A 21,058-nucleotide genomic window follows, 5' to 3' on the forward strand; every position below is an offset into this window, starting at 1 on the left:
GCACCGTGATCTGATGCACCGCATCCCGCTTGAAATCGTCGCTGTAATTGCTTGTCCCCATGTCGGCCTCCTCGCCTCAAAGTTAGGGGGCAAAGCGTCTACAAATCTAGGGGCACCTCAAACAGCCAATCGTGCCTCAATCATCGCAGTCCATGGGTGAGCGCATGATACTTATGCCGCAAGAATGGAACACCAGCTTGGCGACCAATGAGATCCGCGAAATGCTTACCCGTCTTGCGGCCAAAGCAAATGTAGTTGTCATTGTACCATCGAAAGAGGCCTCCAGAGACTGGTCGTCCTGCGCAAATCAAGTTCTCAGCGGTGATGAGGTTGTCGGCGGTGTTGAACGATTGCGGACAGAGCATGTTGGATTGACAGTTCTGATCAATCGTTATGACGGTATCGATCTGCCCCGTGACGCTTGCCGTATTCTCGTTATTGCGGGCCTGCCAGAAGTGAAATCGTTCTCCGACCTTCTTGACAGCGAAGTTTTAAGCGACTCTCCGATAAATCTTCGCCGCCAAATCGAACGCATTGAACAAGGTATGGGCCGTGGTGTTCGATCAAATGACGACTATTGCGCAGTCTTATTGCTAGGCACAAAATTGACGGGACGGCTTCGCTCACCCGAAGGCGAGGCGCTGTTAACGCCCGCCACACGCGCTCAACTGAATTTAACGCGAAAAATGGCGGCACAGCTTGAGTCGGCATCGCTTGACGCTATCGAAGGCGCTATTATGCAATGCATCGGGCGCGACGCTTCATGGATCAAGGTCAGCAAGGGAGCTTTGGTAAACATTGAGGCTGACAGCGCTCTTCGTATTGACAGCGCAAAGGTTACCCTTCGTCAGGCATTCGACTTTGCACGGAATGATCAACCTCAAAAGGCCATCGCTGCTTTAGATGAGGCGATCAGTCAAGCCGAAGATGACCAACTTAAGGCGTGGCTGCTCGCAAAGAAGTCAGCTTTTCAGCATCGTATTGATACGGCGGCAGCACAAAAGACGCTTGTTGTGGCGCATAGCCTTGAGCGCAACGTCCTGAAACCTTTTCAAGGGATGGCGTATAAAAAGCTGTCCGCAACGGCTGATCAGCAGGCTAACGTGCTTATATCCAACCATTCCGCGCGCTTTGTGGAAGCGACGGACATGCACTTATTTGTAAGTGCTCTATGCTCAGACCTTAAATTTCAGCCGAACACTGCCCCCAGATTCGAAGCGGCGGTCAAGGATCTTGCTTGGTTTATCGGGATTAGCAGCCATCGGCCCGAAAAAGAGTTTAATGAGGGACCTGACAATCTGTGGGCGATGCCAAACGGAACGTTTTTGGTCATTGAATGCAAGAACGGCGTTGTTTCTGAAGGCGGCATTTCAAAGGATGATGCGGCGCAGCTAGGGCAATCGATAGCCTGGTTTGAAGGTCGCTATCCGTCATCACCATCAATACCCATGATGATTCATCCATCTCGAACATTGGGTCAAGGTGCCAGTGTTTTGACGGGGATGCGTGTCATGGATGCCGACCGCCTTGAAAAGTTGAAGACAAACCTGCGGGCATTTGCCGATCAGATAGCCGACCCCGACGTTGGAAAGAATGCCACAAGGGTCGCTGAACGCCTGACACAGTTCGAATTCGGGGCTAACGCATTCGTCAATGCTTTCATGTCAGAGGCGAAGTGAGCTCATGTTGGAAACCGTATGACTCCAAGGTGCGAGCGTTCATCTGGCGTGTTTGCTCTTGCAGCGCACTTACTAAACTCATGCGTGGCCCTGTCGGTCATACTCTAGGCAGGTCAGCTTCAACCGGCGATTGATACTGCGTAATAATCATCTATGGTTTGCCCATCCGAAACTCGGTTCTATTTCGCGAGGTTTTTTTGTCATGAACGCCCCTTTCAAACAGGATGCCCGTTTGGGTCGATTGACCACGGCTCTAGGCACGGATGTTCTGGTCTTGCTGCGCTTTGATGGGGCGGACTATGTGAATGGGTTGTTTGAATACCGGGTAGAGGCTTTGTCCACGTCGCCGAACCTGGATTTTGATGGCCTGCTTGGCACCCATGCCAGCGTTGAAATCGAGAGTCAGAATGATGGTGCTCGCGCTTATGATGGGATCGCTACAGAGGCAAAATGGGCTGGCGTCGGCGAGAACGGCAACAAGTATGCTCTAACCTTGCGGCCCTGGTTCTGGCTGGCCGGGCGGCGGCGCAACCAGCGAATTTTTCACAACAAAACCGTCGTACAGATCATTGAAGAACTGCTTAAACCCTACTCAGGGCTGGGCGATCCTGCACTTCAGGTGAAGCTGTCGGGTGACTATCCGGTGTTAGAATACACGGTGCAATACCGCGAGAGCGATCTGGATTTCGCGACCCGCCTGATGGAGCGGTTTGGGATTTCTTATCATTTTGTCCATAGCGTCGGGAATCATACCCTGGTGCTGACCGATGCCATCGATCAGCATGATGCGGTCCCGGGCGGGAAACGGGACTATAAACCTGTCGATGGCGCGCAGCAGGCGGGAGCTGAGTACTTCTGGGAATGGCACCCGGAGCGGCGGCTGACCACGGGTGCGGTGCGGCTGACGGATTATAACTTCAAAACCCCGCAAGCAGCGATGGAAGTTGATCGGATCGGCGACGCGGCCCATGCCGAGGGTCAGATCGAAAGCTACGACTATCCCGGCGAGTATCTTGAACAAGGTGCGGGTAAAGGCGTGGTTGGGCTGCGGACTCTTCAAGAGCGCGGCCAGGATGCACGTCACCGGGCAGTCGGCGATTGCACCTCGCTGGGTGCGGGGATGGTACTGACGCTGACAGGCGATCAAGTGAACGGGGTCAAGGGCGCGGATTACCTGTGCCTCGTAGCAAACCATTCTTATGTCTCTGACGCTTATGGATCAGGTGGAGCGGATAGCGACGGCTATGCCTATTCAGGTGAGTACGTGCTGATGCCGAAAGAAGCACCGCTCGCACCTGAGCGCAAAACCCGCATGCCAGTGGTGCAAGGCCCACAAACGGGCGTTGTTGTCGGCGAAGGCGAGATTGACTGCGATGAATACGGTCGCATTCTCGTGCATTTCCACTGGGACCTAGACAAGTCTTACTCCATGCGCTGCCGTGTTAGCCAAAACTGGGCATCTCAAGGGTGGGGCGGCATGGTTATTCCGCGCATCGGGATGGAAGTGGTGGTGGAGTTTTTGGAGGGTGACCCAGATAAGCCGCTGGTTACTGGCTGCGTCTATAACGGCAAAAACGATGCGCCGTATTCGTTGCCCGATCACAAAACGCGGTCAACGTTTCGCACTGATACGCATCAGGGCGATGGTTACAATGAACTGCGGTTCGAAGATCAAAACGGCAAGGAAGAAATATTTGTTCATGCCCAAAAGGACCGCAACGAAAAGACGCTCAACAATCATACTGAGCGCGTAGATCATCACTACGTCCAGTCCGTGGGTGCGAATTCGATTACCGAAGTTGACGAAAACGAATTCACGGTCGTCGCCAAACATCGCTCTGTTTATGTTGGACGGAATGGTGTCGGAACGAACATCACTCCTAATCAGAAATCTGCCGAACAAGGTCTTGCGTCAACGCCGATCGGCCTGAAAGCTGTTGATACCCTTCGCGGTAGTGAAGGTGGCCTCACAACGACAGTTGAGCAACATGAAACACGGGCTGTCGGATCATCGCGCGCGACAAGTGTGGGTGAACAGGACCATCTAAATGTTGGAAAGAAGCTAAATATCTCTGTCGGCGAAGTAATTAATATGTCCGCCGGAAAGGAAATCAATCTGCATTGCGGCCGATCTGTCCTGACAATGAAGCGGGACGGTACGATTTTCTTGAACGGCGTGAAAATCAACATTGTGGCTGATACACGGATTAATATCCAAAGTGATGTTGTAGAGATCAACTAGCCCAATGGCAGAGTGCGAAGAGAATATCCCGCCGTATCGTCCAGGCATCTTCAATGGTGTCATCCATGAAGTTGACCCAACAGGCCTTTCAGGCTCACTTGATGAAAATCTTTACATTGATACTGTTATCGCGTTTTCTGAATTCTTTGGAATTACGCTCTGTGACGAACCAGAGGCGCATCTTTTGGGGCAATGGGTCGGCACCAACACTGTTCTTTCGGTTGAGCACATCGATCAGCTCTGGGGTTGGCAGTGGCCCGGAACGGATGATCTGTATTCCTTTTTGACCAGCTATGCGACGCTCAACGGCGTTCAGCAAAATCTTTCAGCGTTTAGTTCGAAGGAGCGGATGGAAATTGTTGCAAAGATCAGAGAACTTGCAGCCATTCATAGTAATCCAGCCGAGCTTCCACCCGAACCTATCGAGGCGCAAACAGGCTCCGGCACGATCATTTTGGGTGATGTGACAACGCCATTCGTGTGCGTCCCTGCCGATGCACGCACATTTAAGTTTAACTGTATTGCGAAAGCCTCCGGCTACTATCACATTGTGCGTCGCTCCAGCGCACCGCACTTTATGTATCAGCGCCGCAAATGCGGTTATCGGGAGTTTTCTCTAAGAACTGACGCATCGTACCGAGCCCGCCGACCACAAGCGGATGGCTTGGCATGGATGCCGCCACGTCGCGCCAAAACAGGCTTCAAATGGGGCTGCTGTATTTTGGATGCCAAATATGTCTACAACACCGACACAACGGTTTATCAGCGTGCGAGCAGATATAGGCAGAAATTGCGACAGCGCACGCGGGTAATTGTATATCCAAAAGCAAGAAGATGGGCGAGGCGTGCCGCGATGGCCCGCTATCATCTTGTCAGAGGTCAAGAAACGGCACAGCTTGGCGCATATCTCGGTGCTTGTGCGAGCAGAGAGATACCATACACAAAATTTCTTATGATTTGCTCGGAAGATGTTGCACGCGAATTTTTTCATCGATTGATGGGCCGCAATGTTGTTGGAGCAGCGTGTCATTCCCATCGCAACTCTGAGCACTGGCGATTGCCCGAAGATGCGATCACAGCCCCTTAAATGTTATACTCAATGAAAGGGCTAGATAATGACGTACTATAACCTGCTTGTTGATGTGGAAGATCATCCCGATCCAACCGAAGTGTTGGACCAAGCTGCGAAAGTAGATGCTCCGCGTGAGACGCGAGTTGAAAAACGTGGTCCGGGCCAGTGGCAGTTCTCCAAAACCGTCGAGATCGAACTCGTCTCTCGAGAGGATGGTCAGGTTATCCTCGATATTTTTGATGCTGCCCCCGTTCAGATCAAAGCCCTTATATCACTGATTTTTCAGGCAGGGCCAAGCGTCATACAAATTGAGAATGACGATGGTGAAACAGTGATCGTCTCGACCGATCCAGATATTCCGCCGAGTGCATTGGAAAACGGCATTCCTCTTTCTGCATTCCTCGCGACAGAAAATGCAAGATTTGATACGATATTTCAGCATGAGAAGGTTCAGGGGCGTGAAGACATTGAATTAAATCCAACGAGAGAATTTCTTTTGTCATTGGAGATAAATACTCCGGCGGAACGCCCCATAGATATCAGGTTTTATGTGCCGCAAGAGAATTTACGTGTTGAGTCGTTATATGAAAGGGTCTTCTTCGCTCCATATTTCACAAAGCTGGATTCGATCACGGGATATGCGACCTACAGGCATCTTCCGAACGACGTCGGTATAACGGTGGAAGGCGTGCTTTTCGAAGAGGGCTGGTATCATGATATTCTTGTTTCCGTGCCATCAGAGGATGATGTTTTAGATGATGTAAAATCAAAGGTGGTTGCAGCCCTGAATCTGGCAGGTGTTAGAGAGGTGTTTCTCGAGATGGATAATGATGGTGAAAGTGATGTTGTTCCGGTCTGGCCTGTTGCGATTATAGGTTCAGAGTTGAAGCAAGGGCCGCTCCGGCAATTCAAGCTGGATACTGCAGAGTAGGGACTTTGAAAGTTTCTCTGAGACCGCTCCGATCCTCTTGGTGGTCCAAATCTCAGTCAATGTCATGTGCCAAACAAATCATTGCCGGACCAACATGAAACTTTCATCCAAACTCCCACTTTCACATACGGCCTTTGCACACTGGCACACGGACGACACCGAAGTTGGTGTTGTTATCGCTAAAGTGGCTTTTTCATTGACCAAGGACGGCACATCGCCCGTGACACCGCCACCGGAATTCGTTTTGGCAGATGAATTTATGGATGCGCCCGAGAACTCACCACTGCTGCACGAACAGGATATCGCACCGTTCAAGCCAAAGACCGACCTGATTTTGCGCGGAGCAGCCCGCAGCTTTGAGGCAAAGCCACGCCGCGATTGGGCGGTCACTGTCACCATTCCAGATCAGTTGCACTACGGCTTTCACGTCAGGGGGCCATCTCGTTGGATCAAGATGCGGCGAGGGTGGGAGTTGTCTCAGGCGGATGAAGTGACCGAGGTCCCGCTCACCTATACGCTCGCTTATGGCGGTCATTGTCAGGAGGGCGAAACAACAGAGTATTTCGAGCAGAATCCTGCGGGTCTGGGGTTTATGACTGAAACGGCGGCAGATGCGGTTGATGGCTGGCCTGCACCGCAGATTGGCCTATTGGCGGAATTCTTGGATGCTCGACCTTTTGAGCCGATGGCCGTTCATGGAACCATGCCACTGGCAAAAGCATGGTTGCCACGCCGTGCGAAAGCCGGGACTTTTGATAAGGATTGGGAGCGTGACCGTCATCCGCGCATGCCGCTGGATTATGATCTGGCCTTCTGGAATGCCGCGCCACTCCGTTTGCAGATCGCACCGCACATGGTGGGCAATGAGAATATCGAAATTTCGGGCGTGTCGCATCGGCGTGAAACTGTCAGCTTGCGTTTGCCGGGCGCAAAACTGGCTCTGAAATCTCTATCAAGTCCATCCGAGCCAGCGGTTGCTATGGCTTTGGACACCGTGGACATTGATGTGGAGCGGATTGACGATGACCAAATAGATATTGTTTTGCTGTGGCGGATCATTGTGCCGGATCGTAGTCTCTATACTAACGCTGAAATTATCAGGGGATAACATCATGCAATCTGCCGCCCGCCATTCCGGCAAAGATGCCGTTATCACCTGTCTGGCCCCGGACGTTTGCAAGACGCAAGTGGGCAGCGCCGTTGTGCCGATCCCCTACATGATCATTTCCAAGCTGGATTGGTCTGACAAAACCGTTAGCAGCACAAAACTGACGGGGCTTGAAGCCTTCAATATGGATGCGCGGACAAACAAGGTGACGGGCGATGAACCCGGAAAGCTGGGCGGTGTCAAATCAGGCGTCAATCAAGGGTGGTGTCGCCCGCAATCTAATAAGACGAGTGTCTTTGTCGATGGCGCGGAATTGCTACAGAATAACAACTTGTGTGAGATGAACTGTTCTGGGCCTAATGGGTCAGGTAACACAATCGGACGGTTGATGTATTTTGAGTAGTTGCGGCGATTTCGCATTAAACATCTTATCCGTAAGTCCTATGAATTTTAGGCGCACCCTTGCGGGTCGGGCTGTCGTGAACGGAGCCGCTTAACGCTGTCTCCGCCAGTCGGCATCCATCCCTTGCGCATCTATGGCCAGCCGTGAACGGCTGATCCTTTTCTCGTGTTTTGGGGCCTTGCAGGCCCGTCCTCCGTCAAGATCAAGCCCTTCGGGCGAACGTCATGACCGTGGCTCGTTCGTCTTCGCAGCGCTTCGCCGGAACTGCGCCCGCATCAATTTCATGACGTTCGATCTGAACGGCCATCCCCCGCTCATTGGCGCGTGCCTAGTCCGGTTGCATGCGCAACCGACTACCAAAGAAAGGAAAAAAGCCAGTGAGAGAAGATATTTATCAAAAAGTGACCAACAAGATCATTGAAGATTTGGAGCAAGGCAAATTGTCATGGCTAAAGCCATGGAGCATTGGCAATCTTGAGGGCAAGATCACCAAACCACTACGCCATAATGGCGTGCCCTATAATGGCATCAACATCCTGATGCTCTGGGGCGCGTCCGTGGAAGCAGGATATGTCTCACCATTCTGGATGACCTATCGCCAAGCCAAAGACCTTGGCGCACATATCAAAAAAGGCGAGCGCGGTAATCTGGTGGTCTATGCAAACACCATCACCAAGACGGAAGAACAGGAAGACGGATCAGAGCAGGAACAGAAAATCCCGTTCATGAAAGGCTATTCCGTCTTCAACGCCTGCCAGATCGAAGGCTTGCCCGAACATTACTACATCAAACCCGAGCCGATCATTGATCCCGCCTCACGTATTGATCATGCCGACGAGCTCTTTGCCTACAGGGCCGTATGCCTTTGTCTTTCAACGCTTCTCTGAACCAGTCTGCATCGTAGCCACGGTCGCCGAGCAGCCAGTCGACATCCGGCAGGCTGCCCAATAAAGCGCGGGCGCCGATGTAATCACTGACCTGCCCAGCAGTGACGAACAGATTAAGAGGTCGGCCCTGGCTGTCGCAGATGGCGTGCAGCTTGGTGTTCATGCCGCCTTTGGTCCGTCCGATCAGGCGTCCACGCCCCCCTTTTTGACGCCCATGCTGGTCGCGGTGCGGTGAGCCTTCAAATAAGTCGCGTCGATCATCACAGTCTTTTCTTCGCCGTGATCAGCAGCCAAACCGATCATCATCTGCGCGAAAATACCTTTGTCGCTCCACCGCTTCCAGCGGTTGTACAGGGTCTTATGTGGACCATATTCCTTGGGCGCGTCGCGCCAACGTAACCCATTGCGATTGATGAAGATAATGCCGCTCAGAACCCGCTTACCATCAACACGTGGTCGACCGTGGGATTTGGGAAAGAAGGGCTCAAGACGCGCCATTTGCGCATCGCTCAGCCAGAAAAGATCAGACATGTTCACCGCTCGTTTTTGAGCCGTGAATCATGCTGCACGATGAAAATCAATGGGTCCTGAGCCTAGGGAGTCTGCCTAGGATCTTGCGGATGCAGCGAACGGCTGGTTGGCGAGCCGCACCGCAGCTTTTAGATCATATCTCAGAGGGCCGCAAAGGGCCGGAGACTCGCACCTACGTCGCTCTGTTCAGCAGCTTGCTCCGGAACAACTCTGGCGGGAAAGCTGCTTTGGGTAGACTTCGTGCCAACCAGTATACGTCGGATATCCTGGACCTGCCGCAGAGAGTAGCGTTCCTAGGCTCCGATCCTGTAGACAACCTCTTCGAAAATCCGGGCGGTGTCCGTCCAACTGGCGAGTCGGGTTGACATTTCAAATGCGCAATCAGAGTAGGTTTTGGCGTGTGCGGAATCTGTCAGCAACCGTGATAGCGCTGTAGCGAAGGCTTCGGGGTCGTCTTTGGCGACCACCACCGCAGCATTACCGACCGTTTTCGACACCGCTCCGCCGTCGCATGTCACGATGGGCAGCCCGTAGAACATCGCCTCGCTCAGCACCATGCCGTAGCCTTCATAACGGGTAGCCAGCGCGAAGACGGAGGCTGCGTTCATGCGCTGTTCCAGTGCCGGGCCGTCGATTTCTCCGGAAAAGCCTACGCGGGATTGCAACCCGAGATCGGTGCGTTGCGCGTGCAGTGCGGCAGCGTAAAGGGGATCGTGTGTCTTGCCGACGATCTCGGCCTGCCAGTCGAGGTCCTTGATCCGGGCAAGCGCCGACAGCAGAACGTCATGTCCCTTGCGGGGGGCCAGCAGGCCGACCGACAGGATCAGCGGCGGATCGCTGGGCTGACGATCCACGTGTGGCCGGTCAAAGCCGGGCGGGGCGCATGTGATCTGATCGGGGGCCGCACCGAACTGGCGGGTCAAGACATCGGCGGTCTCGGAACTTGGCACGATGATATGCGCAGCATGCGCGATGGCTGCGGCCTCGTTCCGGCGCAGGAAAGCGGCCCTGTCGGCGGGCAGGCCGGTCTCGAGCCCCAGCGGATGGTGGATCATCGCGATGACGGGAGCGTGGACCTTCGCCAAACCGTCGGGGTCAATCGCCCCAAAGACCAACCCGTCGAGGATGATGGGCTGGTCCGCCGGGACGGCGCGGAGGGCGGCGAGCGTGCTGACCATGTCATCGGGCGTTGGGTCGGGAAAGCTGTCGGGCAGTTCCAGATGCGCCGTCTTGCACCCGATGTCATTGAGCGCCCTCAAAACGCGAGCTTCATAGATGAAGCCGCCGGTTCTGCGATCCTTGTCACCGGGGATGGCAAAAACAGCGCGGGTCATGTGACTTGCTCATTTGCATAGACCTTGAGAACCGCCCGTTCGAGCGCGGCGATAGCGGCGTAAGCGGCACTCGCGGCCACGGCAAGCGCAAAGACACATGACCAGAGCATGTTGTAATCTGACGTACTGGCCGTCATCGCCATCAAAACGCCGATACCGCGCCCGGTCGCCAGCCATTCCACCGTGGTCACGGCCAGCAATGCGGCGGGTATGGCCATACGGGCCGAGGCAAAGAGGGCTGGCAGCATGGCCGGCAATCGTGCCTTGAGCAAGATGCGCAGTGGTGTGGCACCATACGATTTGAAGAGATCAACGATTTGACCCGGTGTCTGGCGCTGGCCCTGAATGCAGGCAACGAGCGTCGGGAAAAAGATCATGACGGCGACGACGATTGCGGTGCCAAACAGTCCCCGTCCGAAGGCGAGTACGAGAAGAGGTGCTGTCGTGATGATCGGGATGGAGCGCAGCGCGATGGATGTCGGCAGGACAATGCGCCCAAAGCCCGGTGAGAGCGTTAGTGCCGCCGCAAGGCCCGCGCCGAGGATCAGCCCGGCCAGGTATCCGGGAACGGTGCTCTTCAGGGTTTCGGTAAGTGCGGCGAGCAGGGTGGCACGATTGTCCGGCACGGCGAGGAAAGACGCCACATCCCAAGGACGTTTTGCAAAGAACCTGTTCAAACCGAACCCATCCATCGAGATCTGCCAGATGGCCAGAACCACACCGGTGATCAGGGCGACCTCTGCCGCCCTCGTCCACAGATTCCGTTGCGTTTTCCCGCTTGGCGGAGACAGCAATATCGTCGGCGCATATCCAACCAGCCGCTGCCCCATCAGGCCCAAAAGGCCGTAGACCGCCATGGCAATGCTGGCCGAGAGGACGGCCAGCGTCCAGGTCGCGTCCGTTTCAAGCCCGCGCATCGCGCGCAGGGTCAGAACGCCCAGGCCCCGCTCGGCCCCAGTGAATTCGCCAATCATCGCACCGAGGAACGCGGCGGGTGCAGAGATCTGCAATCCGACGAACAGATAAGGCACGCTCGCCCGCGCGCGGACATAGTAAAGTGTTGAAAGCGCACCGCGCCCGTAGATGCGCATGATATCGGTCCAGCTTTCCGACACAGCTCGGAGACCGACAAGCAAGGCCAGAAGCGTTGTGTAATAGACCGCAAGCGCAGACAGGGTGATCTGCGGCCCGGCCCCCGGTCCATAAAGGACACGCAAGATCGGGCCAGTCGCGATGAGAGGCACGCAGAACACCAACAGCGCGAGGGCCGCCAATAATCGCTCGCTGCGAGGGAGCGTGATCATGAGGGCGGCGAGGAATATGGCGGCCAGATTGCCCCACAGGAATCCCCAAGCTGCATTCATCGTCGTTTCGGCGCTGGCGCGGCTGTAAAGCGACAGGTTTTGCGACAGGTGGGTCAGCATATCGCTTGGGCTGCTGATCAGCACATTGTCCAGAAATGCGCGTGCGCCGAGTTCCCAGAACAGCAGGGCCGCTGATATTCCTATGACCCGGCGAAGCACCATCATGCGTTCGATGTGTCTTCCAAGGCCGCGAAGATTTTGCGGGATGCGTCCTGGAATACGGCCTCTTCCAGCAGTTTTGCGTCCCGTGGCGCGGTGAACGAAATCGGGATGTCAGCAACCACATGCGTGGGACGCGCTGATAGGACAAGCACGCGGTCCGACAGCAAGACCGCCTCTTCCACCGAATGGGTGATCAGAACGACGGTCGTTCCGCGATCCCGCCAAAGCCGCGGCAACTCCACGTTCAGCCGTCTTCGGGTCATCGCATCCACCGCGCCAAACGGTTCGTCCAACAGCAAAACCTCTGGTTCTGAGATCAGGCTGCGCGCAATCGTGGCGCGCTGCCGCATGCCGCCGGAAAGTTCAGCCGGACGGTGGTCGCCGAACCCGTCGAGCCCGACAAGTGAGATCAAGTCGTCGACCTTGTTGGCGGGCTTGCGGGCAAGTTCCGCCCCAAGCGCGATATTGGCGTGTACGCTGCGCCAAGGCAGCAGCGACGGGTCTTGAAATGCCATGGCGAGCCCGCCGCGCTTGGCAACCGCGGCGGGTGGATCGACCCCCAGGCGGACCGTGCCGCTGTCCGGCGTCTCAAGCCCCGCAATCATCCGCAGAATGGTCGATTTTCCGCAGCCGGATGGCCCCACAAGCGCCGTCGTCTGCCCCGCAGCAAATGTCACGGTAAAGGGGTCAACCACATCAACCGGGCCAAAAGCCTTGGTGATCTGGTCGCACGCGATGTCGAGATTTGTCATCGTCCGATCCGACGGGAGGAGATCAGCCGTGGATCTCCTCAAGCAGCGACCGGTCCCAGAGATCGGTGCTGACGTCTTGCCCAAGCAGCGCGAGTGTCTCGACATTCGCCGCGATTGTTTCGTCGGTGAACCAGCCAAACCCGTTTTCTTCGGTCAGATCGGTGAACATCAGCGGCACTTGACGCGCGGCCTGCAGTTTTTGCGCCTCAAGGTCGAGACCCGCATCGGGGAACATCTTGACGGTCAGTTCAGCCGCCAAATTTGTATTGGCAAGGTAGTCGTTCCAACCCATGACCTCACCCTTGAGCAGCGCAATCAGATCGGCGCGGCGGTTCGCAAGCGCGTCTTCGGTGGCGATATATGTCTGGGAGTGAAGCGCATATCCGTGATCGGCCATGAGCATTGTTGTGTTTTCGACGCCTTGTACTGTCATCGCGACCGGCAGATCGGTTTCCCAGGACAACAAGCAATCCACTTGCCTGCTGACCAGAGGCGCGGGGTCGTATTGCGTTGGCACGATCTCGATCTCGTTGATGTCGATGTCATTGAGCTTGCAAAGGGCCTGCAGAACGGGTGTGTTCGCGACGGCCATGCCTATTTTCTTGCCAAGAAGGTCTGCCGGTTCGTTGACGGGATTGTCCGAGAGTGAGGTGATGGCAAATGGGTTCTTTTGCATCGCGACCGCAATGATCTTGAAGGGTGCGCCTTGGGCCACCGCGGCGGCGGTGTAATCCGCAGCCGAGATCCCCACCAGCGCTGTGCCCGAGACAACGGGTGGCTCCACCGGTGCGTTCGGGCCGCCCTGACTGAGCGATACGTCCAGGCCCTGATTGCTCCAATAGCCTTTTTGCGCGGCGATATAGCTGCCGCCGAACTGGACCGAGTGCAACCAGGAGAGTTGAAAATTCACGGCTGTGGCTGCGCGCGCGAATGTCGGGATACCGGCTGCAGCGGTCATCGCGCTGGCGCCGCAGGTTTGCAGGAAGAAACGACGGTTCAAATGTGCAGGTATGGTCATGATGTGTGTGATCCTTGTGTTGATAATGGTTTGGCGGGGCGTTTCGAGAAAAGGAGGAACACACCTGGCAGGGCGGCGACCAGCAGGACGACGCCGTAGGCGATGCCAGTCGCAATACCGCCGCTTGCGGACATGCCGACAAAGGGGAAAAGCGCCGCTGCCGCGCCTTCACGCCAGCCCCATCCCCCGATAGAGAACGGGATGAGCATGGCGCAAAGCGTGAGCGGGATCAGCGTGGCCCACCCCTCTGGCGGAATGGCGAGCCCGACGGCGCGGGCGCAGGCGTAGAAGCTGAAGATCAGGCAGAGTGAGGCGATAAGGCCCTGGATCAGGATCGCGGGAGAGGCCAACAGACCCGCCGCGATGATAAGAAAACGCGCCAGGGCATTTTTTAAGCGCGACAGGCCAAAACCAACCACGGCGCACAGGATCAAAGTGATCAGAACCGCCTCGTGCATCATGTCCCATCTCACACCGCCCGGGAGTGCGCGTGCCGCTGCGAAGCCGGTGAACATCATTGTCAGCATGATTGTTTGGCCGATCAACCTGTCCGCCACCACCGATTGCGCGGCACTTTTCAGATCGCCTGCATGCCGGGCGCGGACGGCGCGGGTCACATCACCGGCAACGCCGCCGGGCAGCGCGGTGTTGATCAACTGACCAAGGTAGTATTCCCGCAGCGCAGTGCCGAACCCGATCTGCACCCCGAAGGCCTGCGCAATGTGCGCCCAGCGATAGGCCATTGAGACGGTTGCAGCGGTCATGCCCGCCAATGCCAGGGCGATCCAGCCCAGATCGAGGCCACGCAATCGCGTCCAGACCTCGGTTGTATCCGTCCACCAGAACAATACGGCCAGGCACGCGGCGGAGCAGGCGAATTTGATCCAGAAAGACCTCATTGCGCGATGCTTTCCGAAATTTGCACGCTTGTGAATGCGGCAAGAAAATCATTGCGGAATGTGTCCATTCTGCGCACCGGCGCCTCAGCCGCCGGGATCAAACCATCGGTCCAGCCCCAATGCGCGATCCGTTGCAACATGTCGGGCGAACCGATCATGTGAACGGCGACGTCCTTATTGTCGCTCCCCGCAACGAAGCCTGCAGCCTGATGGTCACCTGCCACGATGACAAGCGGCGCGTAATCGCCCAAGCGCGCCACGTGTTCAAACGTCACTTGCAAGGCGTAATCGACCGACTGGCGATAAGCATCGCGAACAGCATCACGGTCGCGCCACAGCTCTTTCGGCGAGGGGCCGCGCGCTGCCATCTCGTTGAAGACCGTGCCATCCTTTACGTCTTCCCACGGGATGACATCGGCAATCGGTGTCCAAGGCGCATGGGATGAGATCAGCGCAATCTGAACGAAATCCGGTCGCGGATCAGGGGGCAAAAGCGCCTGGTAAGCTGAGAGCGTAAACTGGTCGGGCATGGTCACCCATCGAAAACGGTCCCCTGCATAGCCCATATCCGCCGCTGGAATAACCAGATCAAACCCCATCGCCGCACTTTCCGGCCAACCGACCGTGATGGCAGGCATGATGGCGGCAGTGCGATAGCCCGCCTCTTGCGCGAAGTGGAACAGCCATTTGTGACCGCTCGTCAGCATCGCGCGGTAGCGTCCGTTATCCGACGTCCACAACCCGCTGGCGAGGCTTCCATGCGCCAGCCAGCTTTGCCCGCCCGCCGTGGGTGAGGTCAGCCATCCGCTTTTCATCGCTTTGCCCGTGCCGCGAATTTGCGCCTCGGCACGACGCAGCGTGTCAAGATGCGTGGGTGCATAAAGAGGATTGTCAAAGCTGGCGCGGCCGTAGCTCTCTATCCAGATCAGCACGACGTCCCTGCCCTCCAATCCGTCGAGAAGACCGGGGGTGTCGGCATAGGGGTCGTTTTGCGCCTCTTCGGCAAAGGCGATGAGGTCGCTGGCCGTCTGCTGCATTGCGATGCCGCGCTTCAGCGTCAACCGCGTTGTCCACGCGGTGCCCGGTGGGCTTGTGTCAAACCGCCAGTATTTCAGGTGATGCCCCACATCAGCCGCCGCCCATCCCGCACAGCAGGTCGCCGCAACCGCCGCGCCTGCCCTGATGGGGCGACTGGCTTGAAAGCGTCCCCAGCATCGCAAGCTGAAATAGAGCGCAACCAACAAGACCCCAAGCGCCAGAACCGTGCCGATGGCAGCCAAAGCAGCAAGCGGCACCCCGATACTATCCTGCAAGAGAGAGAAACCAGCACCGATCAGGAACGTATCAAGGATCGGATCGAAAGTCCGGTTGAACGCCGTGAACATGCCGTAGTCGGCACCCTTGATCACGACAGCAACGGTCAGCACAGCGGCGAGGGCCGCACTAACGAACATGTGTCGGCCAAGTGCAACCATGAGCAAGAGAAGAACGGGCAGTTCAAGCGGCCAACGGTTCAGCGCGCTCCATTTCATCGTGCCGGGATGATTGGGCAGCACCAGAACGGCAAAGATCAGCGCCGCCGCCAAAGACAGACTTGCAATGCGCTTCATCCCGTCTGCCGCGCCAGCCACAGTATATCTGTCAGAAAGGACCACGACAGCAGCAGCGCCGCCAGGACAGCGGCCGGCCCGATCAAACCGTCTGGTGTCCAAGGAAAGGTCAACAGGATCAGAGTCCCGATTTGAACGGCGCAGATGGCCTTGCGCCGGAAGGATGGCGGCAAGTGCGCCTGGAGCCGGGTCCAGACAAGCGAAGCCAGAACGAACGCATATCGCATGAACCCCAGAACGAGGATTTCAGGGCCTGTGATGCCGCTGGTCCAGAGCCAGAGAGAAACGATTGCTGCGAGGCCCGCATCGGTTTCCATGTCAAAACGCGCCCCGAAATCAGAGGCGAGGCCCGCCTTTCGGGCAAGCCAGCCGTCGACGCCGTCCAACGTGAATGCGAACAGGGCAACACCGAAAACCCACCATGACGACGCAATGCCCGACACAACCGCCCCGGCCAGAAACGCAACCATTGCCGCACGTGCCAGCGTGACCGCATTGCACAATCCCAGCATTTGGTGGGGGTAGCTGTGTCTCAGGCCGTGTCCGGCCAAACAAGCGACCGCGGCAAAGACTGTGAGCGGCACAGCCAGAGATCCCAGGACATGGACACTCGCAAAGGCCAAAAACACCCCATAAAGCACCGCCAACCCCAGGAAACGCGTTAGCGGCGGCGGGCCGTTCAACGGCGTGGTATTCAGATGTGACGTGCTTTGAAACATGTACCGGTTCACTTTCCTGCACGCGTCAACCTAACGCGAATTATCGGCTTGCACACTGCATTACGCGCGTACCTCAGCATTTATTCGCTCGCTTCACGGGACCGTGACAACAGCACGCAAAGGCAGGTGATCGGACGCCAAGGCCACTTGCGGGGTCGAGATCGCCTCGATCTCCTGCACTTCACCCGGCGCATCGGTCAGGATGCGATCCAGCGGCAGAAACGGTCTGCCGCTTGGAAAAGTGGGCCGGGCCGGGCCATGCAGTTTGGTTCCGACAAGGCGCTCACGAAACATTGCCCCGCCCCATGGCCGCCATTCGTTCAGATCACCCAGCAGAATGGTCTGCATCGCGGGTCTGCGGCGCAGATACTGACCGATGATCCGCATTTGCATCATCCGCAGAGGCTGAGACAGCGATAAATGCGTTGAGATCAGGCGCAGTGGACGGTCCTGAAACATCCCCTCGATGGACACCGCACCGCGGTGGCAATGCCCCGGAAGATCAAGGATGTCGGCATGGGTGCGGTTGATCTGTGGCGAGAGGAACAGGATGGTGCCGAGAAAACCGTCGCTTTCTGATCCCCAGCGAAGGGTCGGATCATGGGCATAGATCAGCCCCGTCTTTTCTTCGATGGCCCTCACGTCAAATATGCGTGCATGCGGTCGGATTTCTTCATCCGCCTCCTGCAAGGCCAGCACATGCAGGTCCAAAGGTGCCAGCGCCGTTCCAATCGCGTCCATGACGCGATCCGGATCGCGTTTGCCATCGGTCCCCTTCGCGCGATGCACATTCCATGTCGCACACCGTAGGTGTCGGTCAGTCTTGCTACCGGGCTGCATTCTGCTCCAAGGGCTCTATAATCAACAAGGATAGTTAGACTGCGCGGATCAGATGTCGATCCGGCATCCCACGCGAGACCAATAAATGCCAAGGAAGGACGAAAAACATGACAGCACGATTTCTTGCCGCTACTGCCCTCGTGGCCTCGTTCGCGACAGCCACCTATGCCGATATGGCGCGATACGAACTCGATCCGACCCATACGGTGGTATATTTCACGATTGATCATCTTGGGTATGCCAAAACGCTGGGCATTTTCACCAATATCGAGGGCAGCTTTGCTTATGACCTCGATACGCAAGCGCTCGAGGATGTCGCTGTGAAGATCCAAGCGGCTTCCGTAAACACATTCAACGAGGCGCGGGACGGGCACGTGCGCAATGCCGATTTTCTGGATGTGTCGAACTATCCAGAGATTACCTTTGTCGCCACCGGCGGCACGCCTGCAAGTGAGACAACCGGAACTGTAACCGGCGATCTGACCATCTTGGGCCAGACGCACCCCGTGACCCTGGACATCACGCTGAACAAGGTCGCGGATTATCCCTTCGGGCATCAAAAGGAAGTGCTTGGTCTGTCGATGACCACGACAATCCAGCGCAGTGCGTTCGGCATGATGTATGCCGTTGAAAACGGGCTCGTGGGTGATGAGGTCACAATCAATATCGAAACTGAGGCAATTAAGGACGAATAACGGGCTCTATTACCTTGAACGGTGCAAGTGTGTGATCTTGCTAATCAAGAGGGGCTATTGCATTAATTGATGTGGCCGTGGTTGATAGTTCGGATTATTTCAATTCCACAAAGAGTCGCTTTGACCGTTCGCTGGGGGTGGAAGATTGGCGATTGGCGAATGATGCACCTGCACACCCTCTGCATCAGTCAGCGCGTCGTGCAACTCGAAGAGCGTGATGTCGGGGTCCTGCCGATCAACTCCTCAAAGAAAGCCTGATGCGGGGCGAGCCTTCCCCTGCCGCGCGGAGGGCATTGGGGAGCCGGTTCAGCATGGCTTCTGACGCTCACTTGGCCCTAACCCTTCTTCAATGTACTGCTGAAACCGCGCCCGAAGCGCCAATGGCGAAGGTGCTGACATGATCCATCCTCCCGAACAGGATGAAGCACATCTGATGTCTCAAGGGAATCCTCGCGATCCAAGTTCAAGTCGAAATGCTTTATCGCCGGGCGAGGTTGGTATGGCCCTTGCCCCGCACTCAGTCTTCGCCGTGGCCGGTGCGGCCATCGCGGGCCGGTGGAGCCCGGCAAACCCTTGGACGATGCCGGCCGGGCCTTGGCTCGCTTTCGACTTTCATAGGCATCGCGCTGATAGGTCTTACCTTCACGCGCGCCGGTGACGACATCACGGCGCTGGGTCTGTCGGCATCCCTCGCACTGGTTGGTCTGGGCATGGGGCTGAGCAACGTCGCGCTGATGTCGAACGCGCTTGCGCTTGTCTCGAATGGCATCGTCGGTGCCGCGTCCAGCTTGCTGCAGACCGGGCAACAGATCGGCATCACGCTCAGCATCGCCATCTTTGGCGGTCTCTATTTTGCACATACGTCAAGCGCGACCAGCGAGGCCGTAGCCGCCGCTCTGCTCTTTCGGGGCGCGGCATTCGCGGCGGCCAGCCTGCTGTGCAGGCGGGGCGCAATCACTCACACGAAAAGGGAAACGTGATGGAGCCAAAACCCGGGCAATCCCAGCAAGACTTCTGAAACGGCGTTTATCGCGGTGCCAGCCCACAGACCTGCTGTCTCCCCTCGGCCGTTCTTGAACGGTTTGCAAAGGATCGCCCGCCCGGTCGCGTGCTAGATTTGGGTGTGGCAAAGGCGAAGATGCAATTTGGCTTGCGAAACAAGGTTGGGATGTTGTCGCTGTTGACATGGCCCAGACGGCTTTGGATATCGCAACGGCTAACGCCGCTGAGAGGGGCATGGCCGACCGGATCACCTTCGCACAGCACGATCTGGCGACCTCGTTTCCGGAGGGGCCATTCGACCTGATTTCGGCGATGTTTCTTCAAACTCCGTTCGACTTCCCAAGGCGACATGTCTTTGCGCGGGCATATGAAAAGCTAACGAAAAATGGCCTGTTGCTCATAGTCACACATGGGTCTTCCGCGCCGTGGTCATGGACCAAAGAAGGGCACCGATATCCGTCACCAGAGGAGGATCTGGCCGCGTTGGGGTATGCCGCGTCTGACGGGCAGGTCGCTTTTGTGGATGCGGTCGCCCGAACGGCCCATGGACCAGAAGGTCAAACCGCGAAAGTCACTGACAAAGTGATCGTCTTGGTCAAGGATGCATAGGTGTATCGCGATCAGCGGCTTCTCCAAAAGTCCTCTTTCCGGAAAGCCGCATCGCAGCAAAGCCCGGCAGCGTGGATGGCAGGTATGGGCCGTTAGGCGTTGCTAGGCTTGATAATCAAACTGATACCCCGGAGTTAAGGTCGTTTTGGTGGCTTCTCTCATCTTCGAGCCGCTTTGCCAAACGCAAATCCTCCGGGGTCTCCTGTCGAAAACGCTTGGGACATCCAGAGCAGGGCAAAGGCTTCAAGGAGGTGCGCGTTCTGAAGGCCGCCAGCATCGAATGCGTCGAAACCCAAGTCGTTTAGCAACGCTGAAACTGCTGATTTCGCGTCATCATCATCAGAGGCCAGCCCCATCATCGGAGGTGGCGAGAGTGCTGCCGGATCGCCGAGAATATCAGATCCCACCTGATTGAGCGTCTTCACGACCTTTGCAGCAGGCAACCATCCCTGCATGAGTTCGGCGGCAGATGTATTTGCATCGATTGCTAAGGTCATGCCCGTTGCCCCGTAGCTGACCGGGTTTGTGCAATCGACGACGATCTGTCCGACCGCCAAATCGAGGTCACTCAGGGCCGACTCTGTTGCTTCCCACGGTGTCGCGACGAACATCGCATCGCTGGTCCTGTTCGGCGATCCGGACGACGCTAACGTTATGTGCTCAAGCGAGGCAAGCTCTTGATATTTTGCGTCATCAGGTTTCGGCACGATGACGTGGACATCATGCCCAAGTTCCGCAAGCCGCCGGGCCAACGTGCCGCCAAGCCGTCCGGCGCCCAGTACAATGTAGTTTGCCATCGCAATCTCCCGTAGAAATTCTCGCACACAGCCAAAACTCGTACCGCTAGCTCGCCCAGTGATCGAGCGTTAATGCGTCACCCGAAGGCTTTGACGTCGGCTGTTCCTTTGGTCACGATGGCGGCGAAAGGCACATTGGAACAAGTACTGACATTTTTGACAGTGCTCAGTTTCTTTCGGAGGAGCGGAATGCAGCCAAACAAATGCCCGGTACATACCAGCGTTCAGACCATCGGCGGCAACCCGCGATTGTGGCTGAGAACATGCTTCGATGCGTCTCAGCCCGATGAGGTCTGGGTGACAGACATCACCTACATCAAGACCCACGAGGGCTGGCTGTATTTGTGTGTCGTCATCGACCTGTTCTCGCGACGTGTCGTTGGTTGGTCGGCGCAATCGCGAAT

At 56.6% G+C, this 21,058-nt stretch carries 19 protein-coding genes and 3 pseudogenes; 12 read left to right on the forward strand and 10 right to left on the reverse strand.

The window, feature by feature from the left end:
* The first annotated feature begins 164 nt into the window (after positions 1 to 164).
* From V8J85_RS19655 to V8J85_RS19685, 7 genes are all read left to right on the forward strand, one after another.
* Complete coding sequence (locus tag V8J85_RS19655) at positions 165 to 1,679, forward strand: helicase C-terminal domain-containing protein (RefSeq protein ID WP_339955489.1); 1,515 nt, start codon at positions 165 to 167, stop codon at positions 1,677 to 1,679.
* Between the two features lie 202 nt (positions 1,680 to 1,881).
* Positions 1,882 to 3,921: a type VI secretion system Vgr family protein gene (locus tag V8J85_RS19660; protein ID WP_339955490.1), complete on the forward strand. Its 2,040-nt coding sequence runs from the start codon at positions 1,882 to 1,884 to the stop codon at positions 3,919 to 3,921.
* A gap of 4 nt (positions 3,922 to 3,925) precedes the next feature.
* Entirely contained in the window at positions 3,926 to 5,008 is a 1,083-nt protein-coding gene (locus V8J85_RS19665) for a hypothetical protein (protein ID WP_339955491.1), read from the forward strand.
* Positions 5,009 to 5,036: 28 nt separating this feature from the next.
* Entirely contained in the window at positions 5,037 to 5,924 is an 888-nt protein-coding gene (locus tag V8J85_RS19670) for a hypothetical protein (protein WP_339955492.1), read from the forward strand.
* 40 nt (positions 5,925 to 5,964) lie between these two features.
* Positions 5,965 to 7,032, forward strand: coding sequence for a DUF2169 family type VI secretion system accessory protein (locus V8J85_RS19675; protein WP_339955507.1), 1,068 nt, complete (start codon positions 5,965 to 5,967; stop codon positions 7,030 to 7,032).
* 4 nt (positions 7,033 to 7,036) lie between these two features.
* A complete protein-coding gene (locus V8J85_RS19680; RefSeq protein ID WP_339955493.1) occupies positions 7,037 to 7,435 on the forward strand; it encodes a DUF4150 domain-containing protein in 399 nt (132 codons plus the stop codon).
* A gap of 341 nt (positions 7,436 to 7,776) precedes the next feature.
* Positions 7,777 to 8,322 (forward strand): ArdC-like ssDNA-binding domain-containing protein, encoded by a 546-nt coding sequence (locus V8J85_RS19685; RefSeq protein ID WP_339955494.1) that lies wholly within the window; start codon positions 7,777 to 7,779, stop codon positions 8,320 to 8,322.
* Here V8J85_RS19685 and V8J85_RS19690 read toward each other — a convergent pair.
* The 9 genes and pseudogenes from V8J85_RS19690 to V8J85_RS19730 all read right to left on the reverse strand — a co-directional run.
* Positions 8,240 to 8,853 (reverse strand): annotated as a pseudogene (locus V8J85_RS19690) (IS5 family transposase); the annotation flags it as partial. The gene V8J85_RS19685 and the pseudogene V8J85_RS19690 overlap by 83 nt on opposite strands.
* A gap of 293 nt (positions 8,854 to 9,146) precedes the next feature.
* On the reverse strand, positions 9,147 to 10,187 hold the full coding sequence (locus tag V8J85_RS19695; RefSeq protein ID WP_339955495.1) for a glycosyltransferase family 4 protein: 1,041 nt from the start codon (positions 10,185 to 10,187) through the stop codon (positions 9,147 to 9,149).
* The gene (locus V8J85_RS19700; RefSeq protein ID WP_339955496.1) at positions 10,184 to 11,716 is read right to left on the reverse strand and encodes an ABC transporter permease; all 1,533 of its coding nucleotides are present in this window, start codon (positions 11,714 to 11,716) and stop codon (positions 10,184 to 10,186) included. The genes V8J85_RS19695 and V8J85_RS19700 overlap by 4 nt, the downstream gene beginning before the upstream one ends.
* Positions 11,713 to 12,465 (reverse strand): ABC transporter ATP-binding protein, encoded by a 753-nt coding sequence (locus V8J85_RS19705; RefSeq protein ID WP_339955497.1) that lies wholly within the window; start codon positions 12,463 to 12,465, stop codon positions 11,713 to 11,715. The genes V8J85_RS19700 and V8J85_RS19705 overlap by 4 nt, the downstream gene beginning before the upstream one ends.
* 22 nt (positions 12,466 to 12,487) lie before the next feature.
* A complete protein-coding gene (locus tag V8J85_RS19710; RefSeq protein WP_445285932.1) occupies positions 12,488 to 13,423 on the reverse strand; it encodes an ABC transporter substrate-binding protein in 936 nt (311 codons plus the stop codon).
* 56 nt (positions 13,424 to 13,479) lie between these two features.
* Positions 13,480 to 14,382 carry a lysylphosphatidylglycerol synthase transmembrane domain-containing protein gene (locus tag V8J85_RS19715; RefSeq protein WP_339955499.1) on the reverse strand — a complete coding sequence of 301 codons (903 nt, stop codon included), beginning with the start codon at positions 14,380 to 14,382 and terminating at the stop codon, positions 13,480 to 13,482.
* Positions 14,379 to 15,992 carry a sulfatase-like hydrolase/transferase gene (locus tag V8J85_RS19720; protein WP_339955500.1) on the reverse strand — a complete coding sequence of 538 codons (1,614 nt, stop codon included), beginning with the start codon at positions 15,990 to 15,992 and terminating at the stop codon, positions 14,379 to 14,381. The genes V8J85_RS19715 and V8J85_RS19720 overlap by 4 nt, the downstream gene beginning before the upstream one ends.
* The gene (locus V8J85_RS19725; protein WP_339955501.1) at positions 15,989 to 16,504 is read right to left on the reverse strand and encodes a CDP-alcohol phosphatidyltransferase family protein; all 516 of its coding nucleotides are present in this window, start codon (positions 16,502 to 16,504) and stop codon (positions 15,989 to 15,991) included. The genes V8J85_RS19720 and V8J85_RS19725 overlap by 4 nt, the downstream gene beginning before the upstream one ends.
* A gap of 300 nt (positions 16,505 to 16,804) precedes the next feature.
* Positions 16,805 to 17,551, reverse strand: coding sequence for an endonuclease/exonuclease/phosphatase family protein (locus tag V8J85_RS19730; RefSeq protein ID WP_339955502.1), 747 nt, complete (start codon positions 17,549 to 17,551; stop codon positions 16,805 to 16,807).
* 107 nt (positions 17,552 to 17,658) lie between these two features.
* Here V8J85_RS19730 and V8J85_RS19735 point away from each other — a divergent pair, with 107 nt between their 5' ends.
* The 4 genes and pseudogenes from V8J85_RS19735 to V8J85_RS19750 all read left to right on the forward strand — a co-directional run.
* Positions 17,659 to 18,246, forward strand: coding sequence for a YceI family protein (locus V8J85_RS19735; protein ID WP_339955503.1), 588 nt, complete (start codon positions 17,659 to 17,661; stop codon positions 18,244 to 18,246).
* 120 nt (positions 18,247 to 18,366) lie between these two features.
* Positions 18,367 to 18,504: a hypothetical protein gene (locus tag V8J85_RS19740; protein ID WP_339955504.1), complete on the forward strand. Its 138-nt coding sequence runs from the start codon at positions 18,367 to 18,369 to the stop codon at positions 18,502 to 18,504.
* Positions 18,505 to 18,782: 278 nt separating this feature from the next.
* Entirely contained in the window at positions 18,783 to 19,226 is a 444-nt protein-coding gene (locus tag V8J85_RS19745; RefSeq protein ID WP_339955505.1) for a hypothetical protein, read from the forward strand.
* A gap of 142 nt (positions 19,227 to 19,368) precedes the next feature.
* Positions 19,369 to 19,857 (forward strand): annotated as a pseudogene (locus V8J85_RS19750) (SAM-dependent methyltransferase); the annotation flags it as partial.
* 158 nt (positions 19,858 to 20,015) lie between these two features.
* Here the strand turns inward: V8J85_RS19750 and V8J85_RS19755 are convergent.
* A complete protein-coding gene (locus tag V8J85_RS19755) occupies positions 20,016 to 20,681 on the reverse strand; it encodes an NADPH-dependent F420 reductase (RefSeq protein ID WP_339955506.1) in 666 nt (221 codons plus the stop codon).
* Between the two features lie 249 nt (positions 20,682 to 20,930).
* Between V8J85_RS19755 and V8J85_RS19760 the strand changes: the two are divergent.
* Positions 20,931 to 21,058, forward strand: a pseudogene (locus tag V8J85_RS19760) (DDE-type integrase/transposase/recombinase); the annotation flags it as partial.

The organism is Yoonia sp. 2307UL14-13 (genome assembly GCF_037572755.1).
In the GTDB taxonomy this organism is placed as follows: domain Bacteria; phylum Pseudomonadota; class Alphaproteobacteria; order Rhodobacterales; family Rhodobacteraceae; genus Yoonia.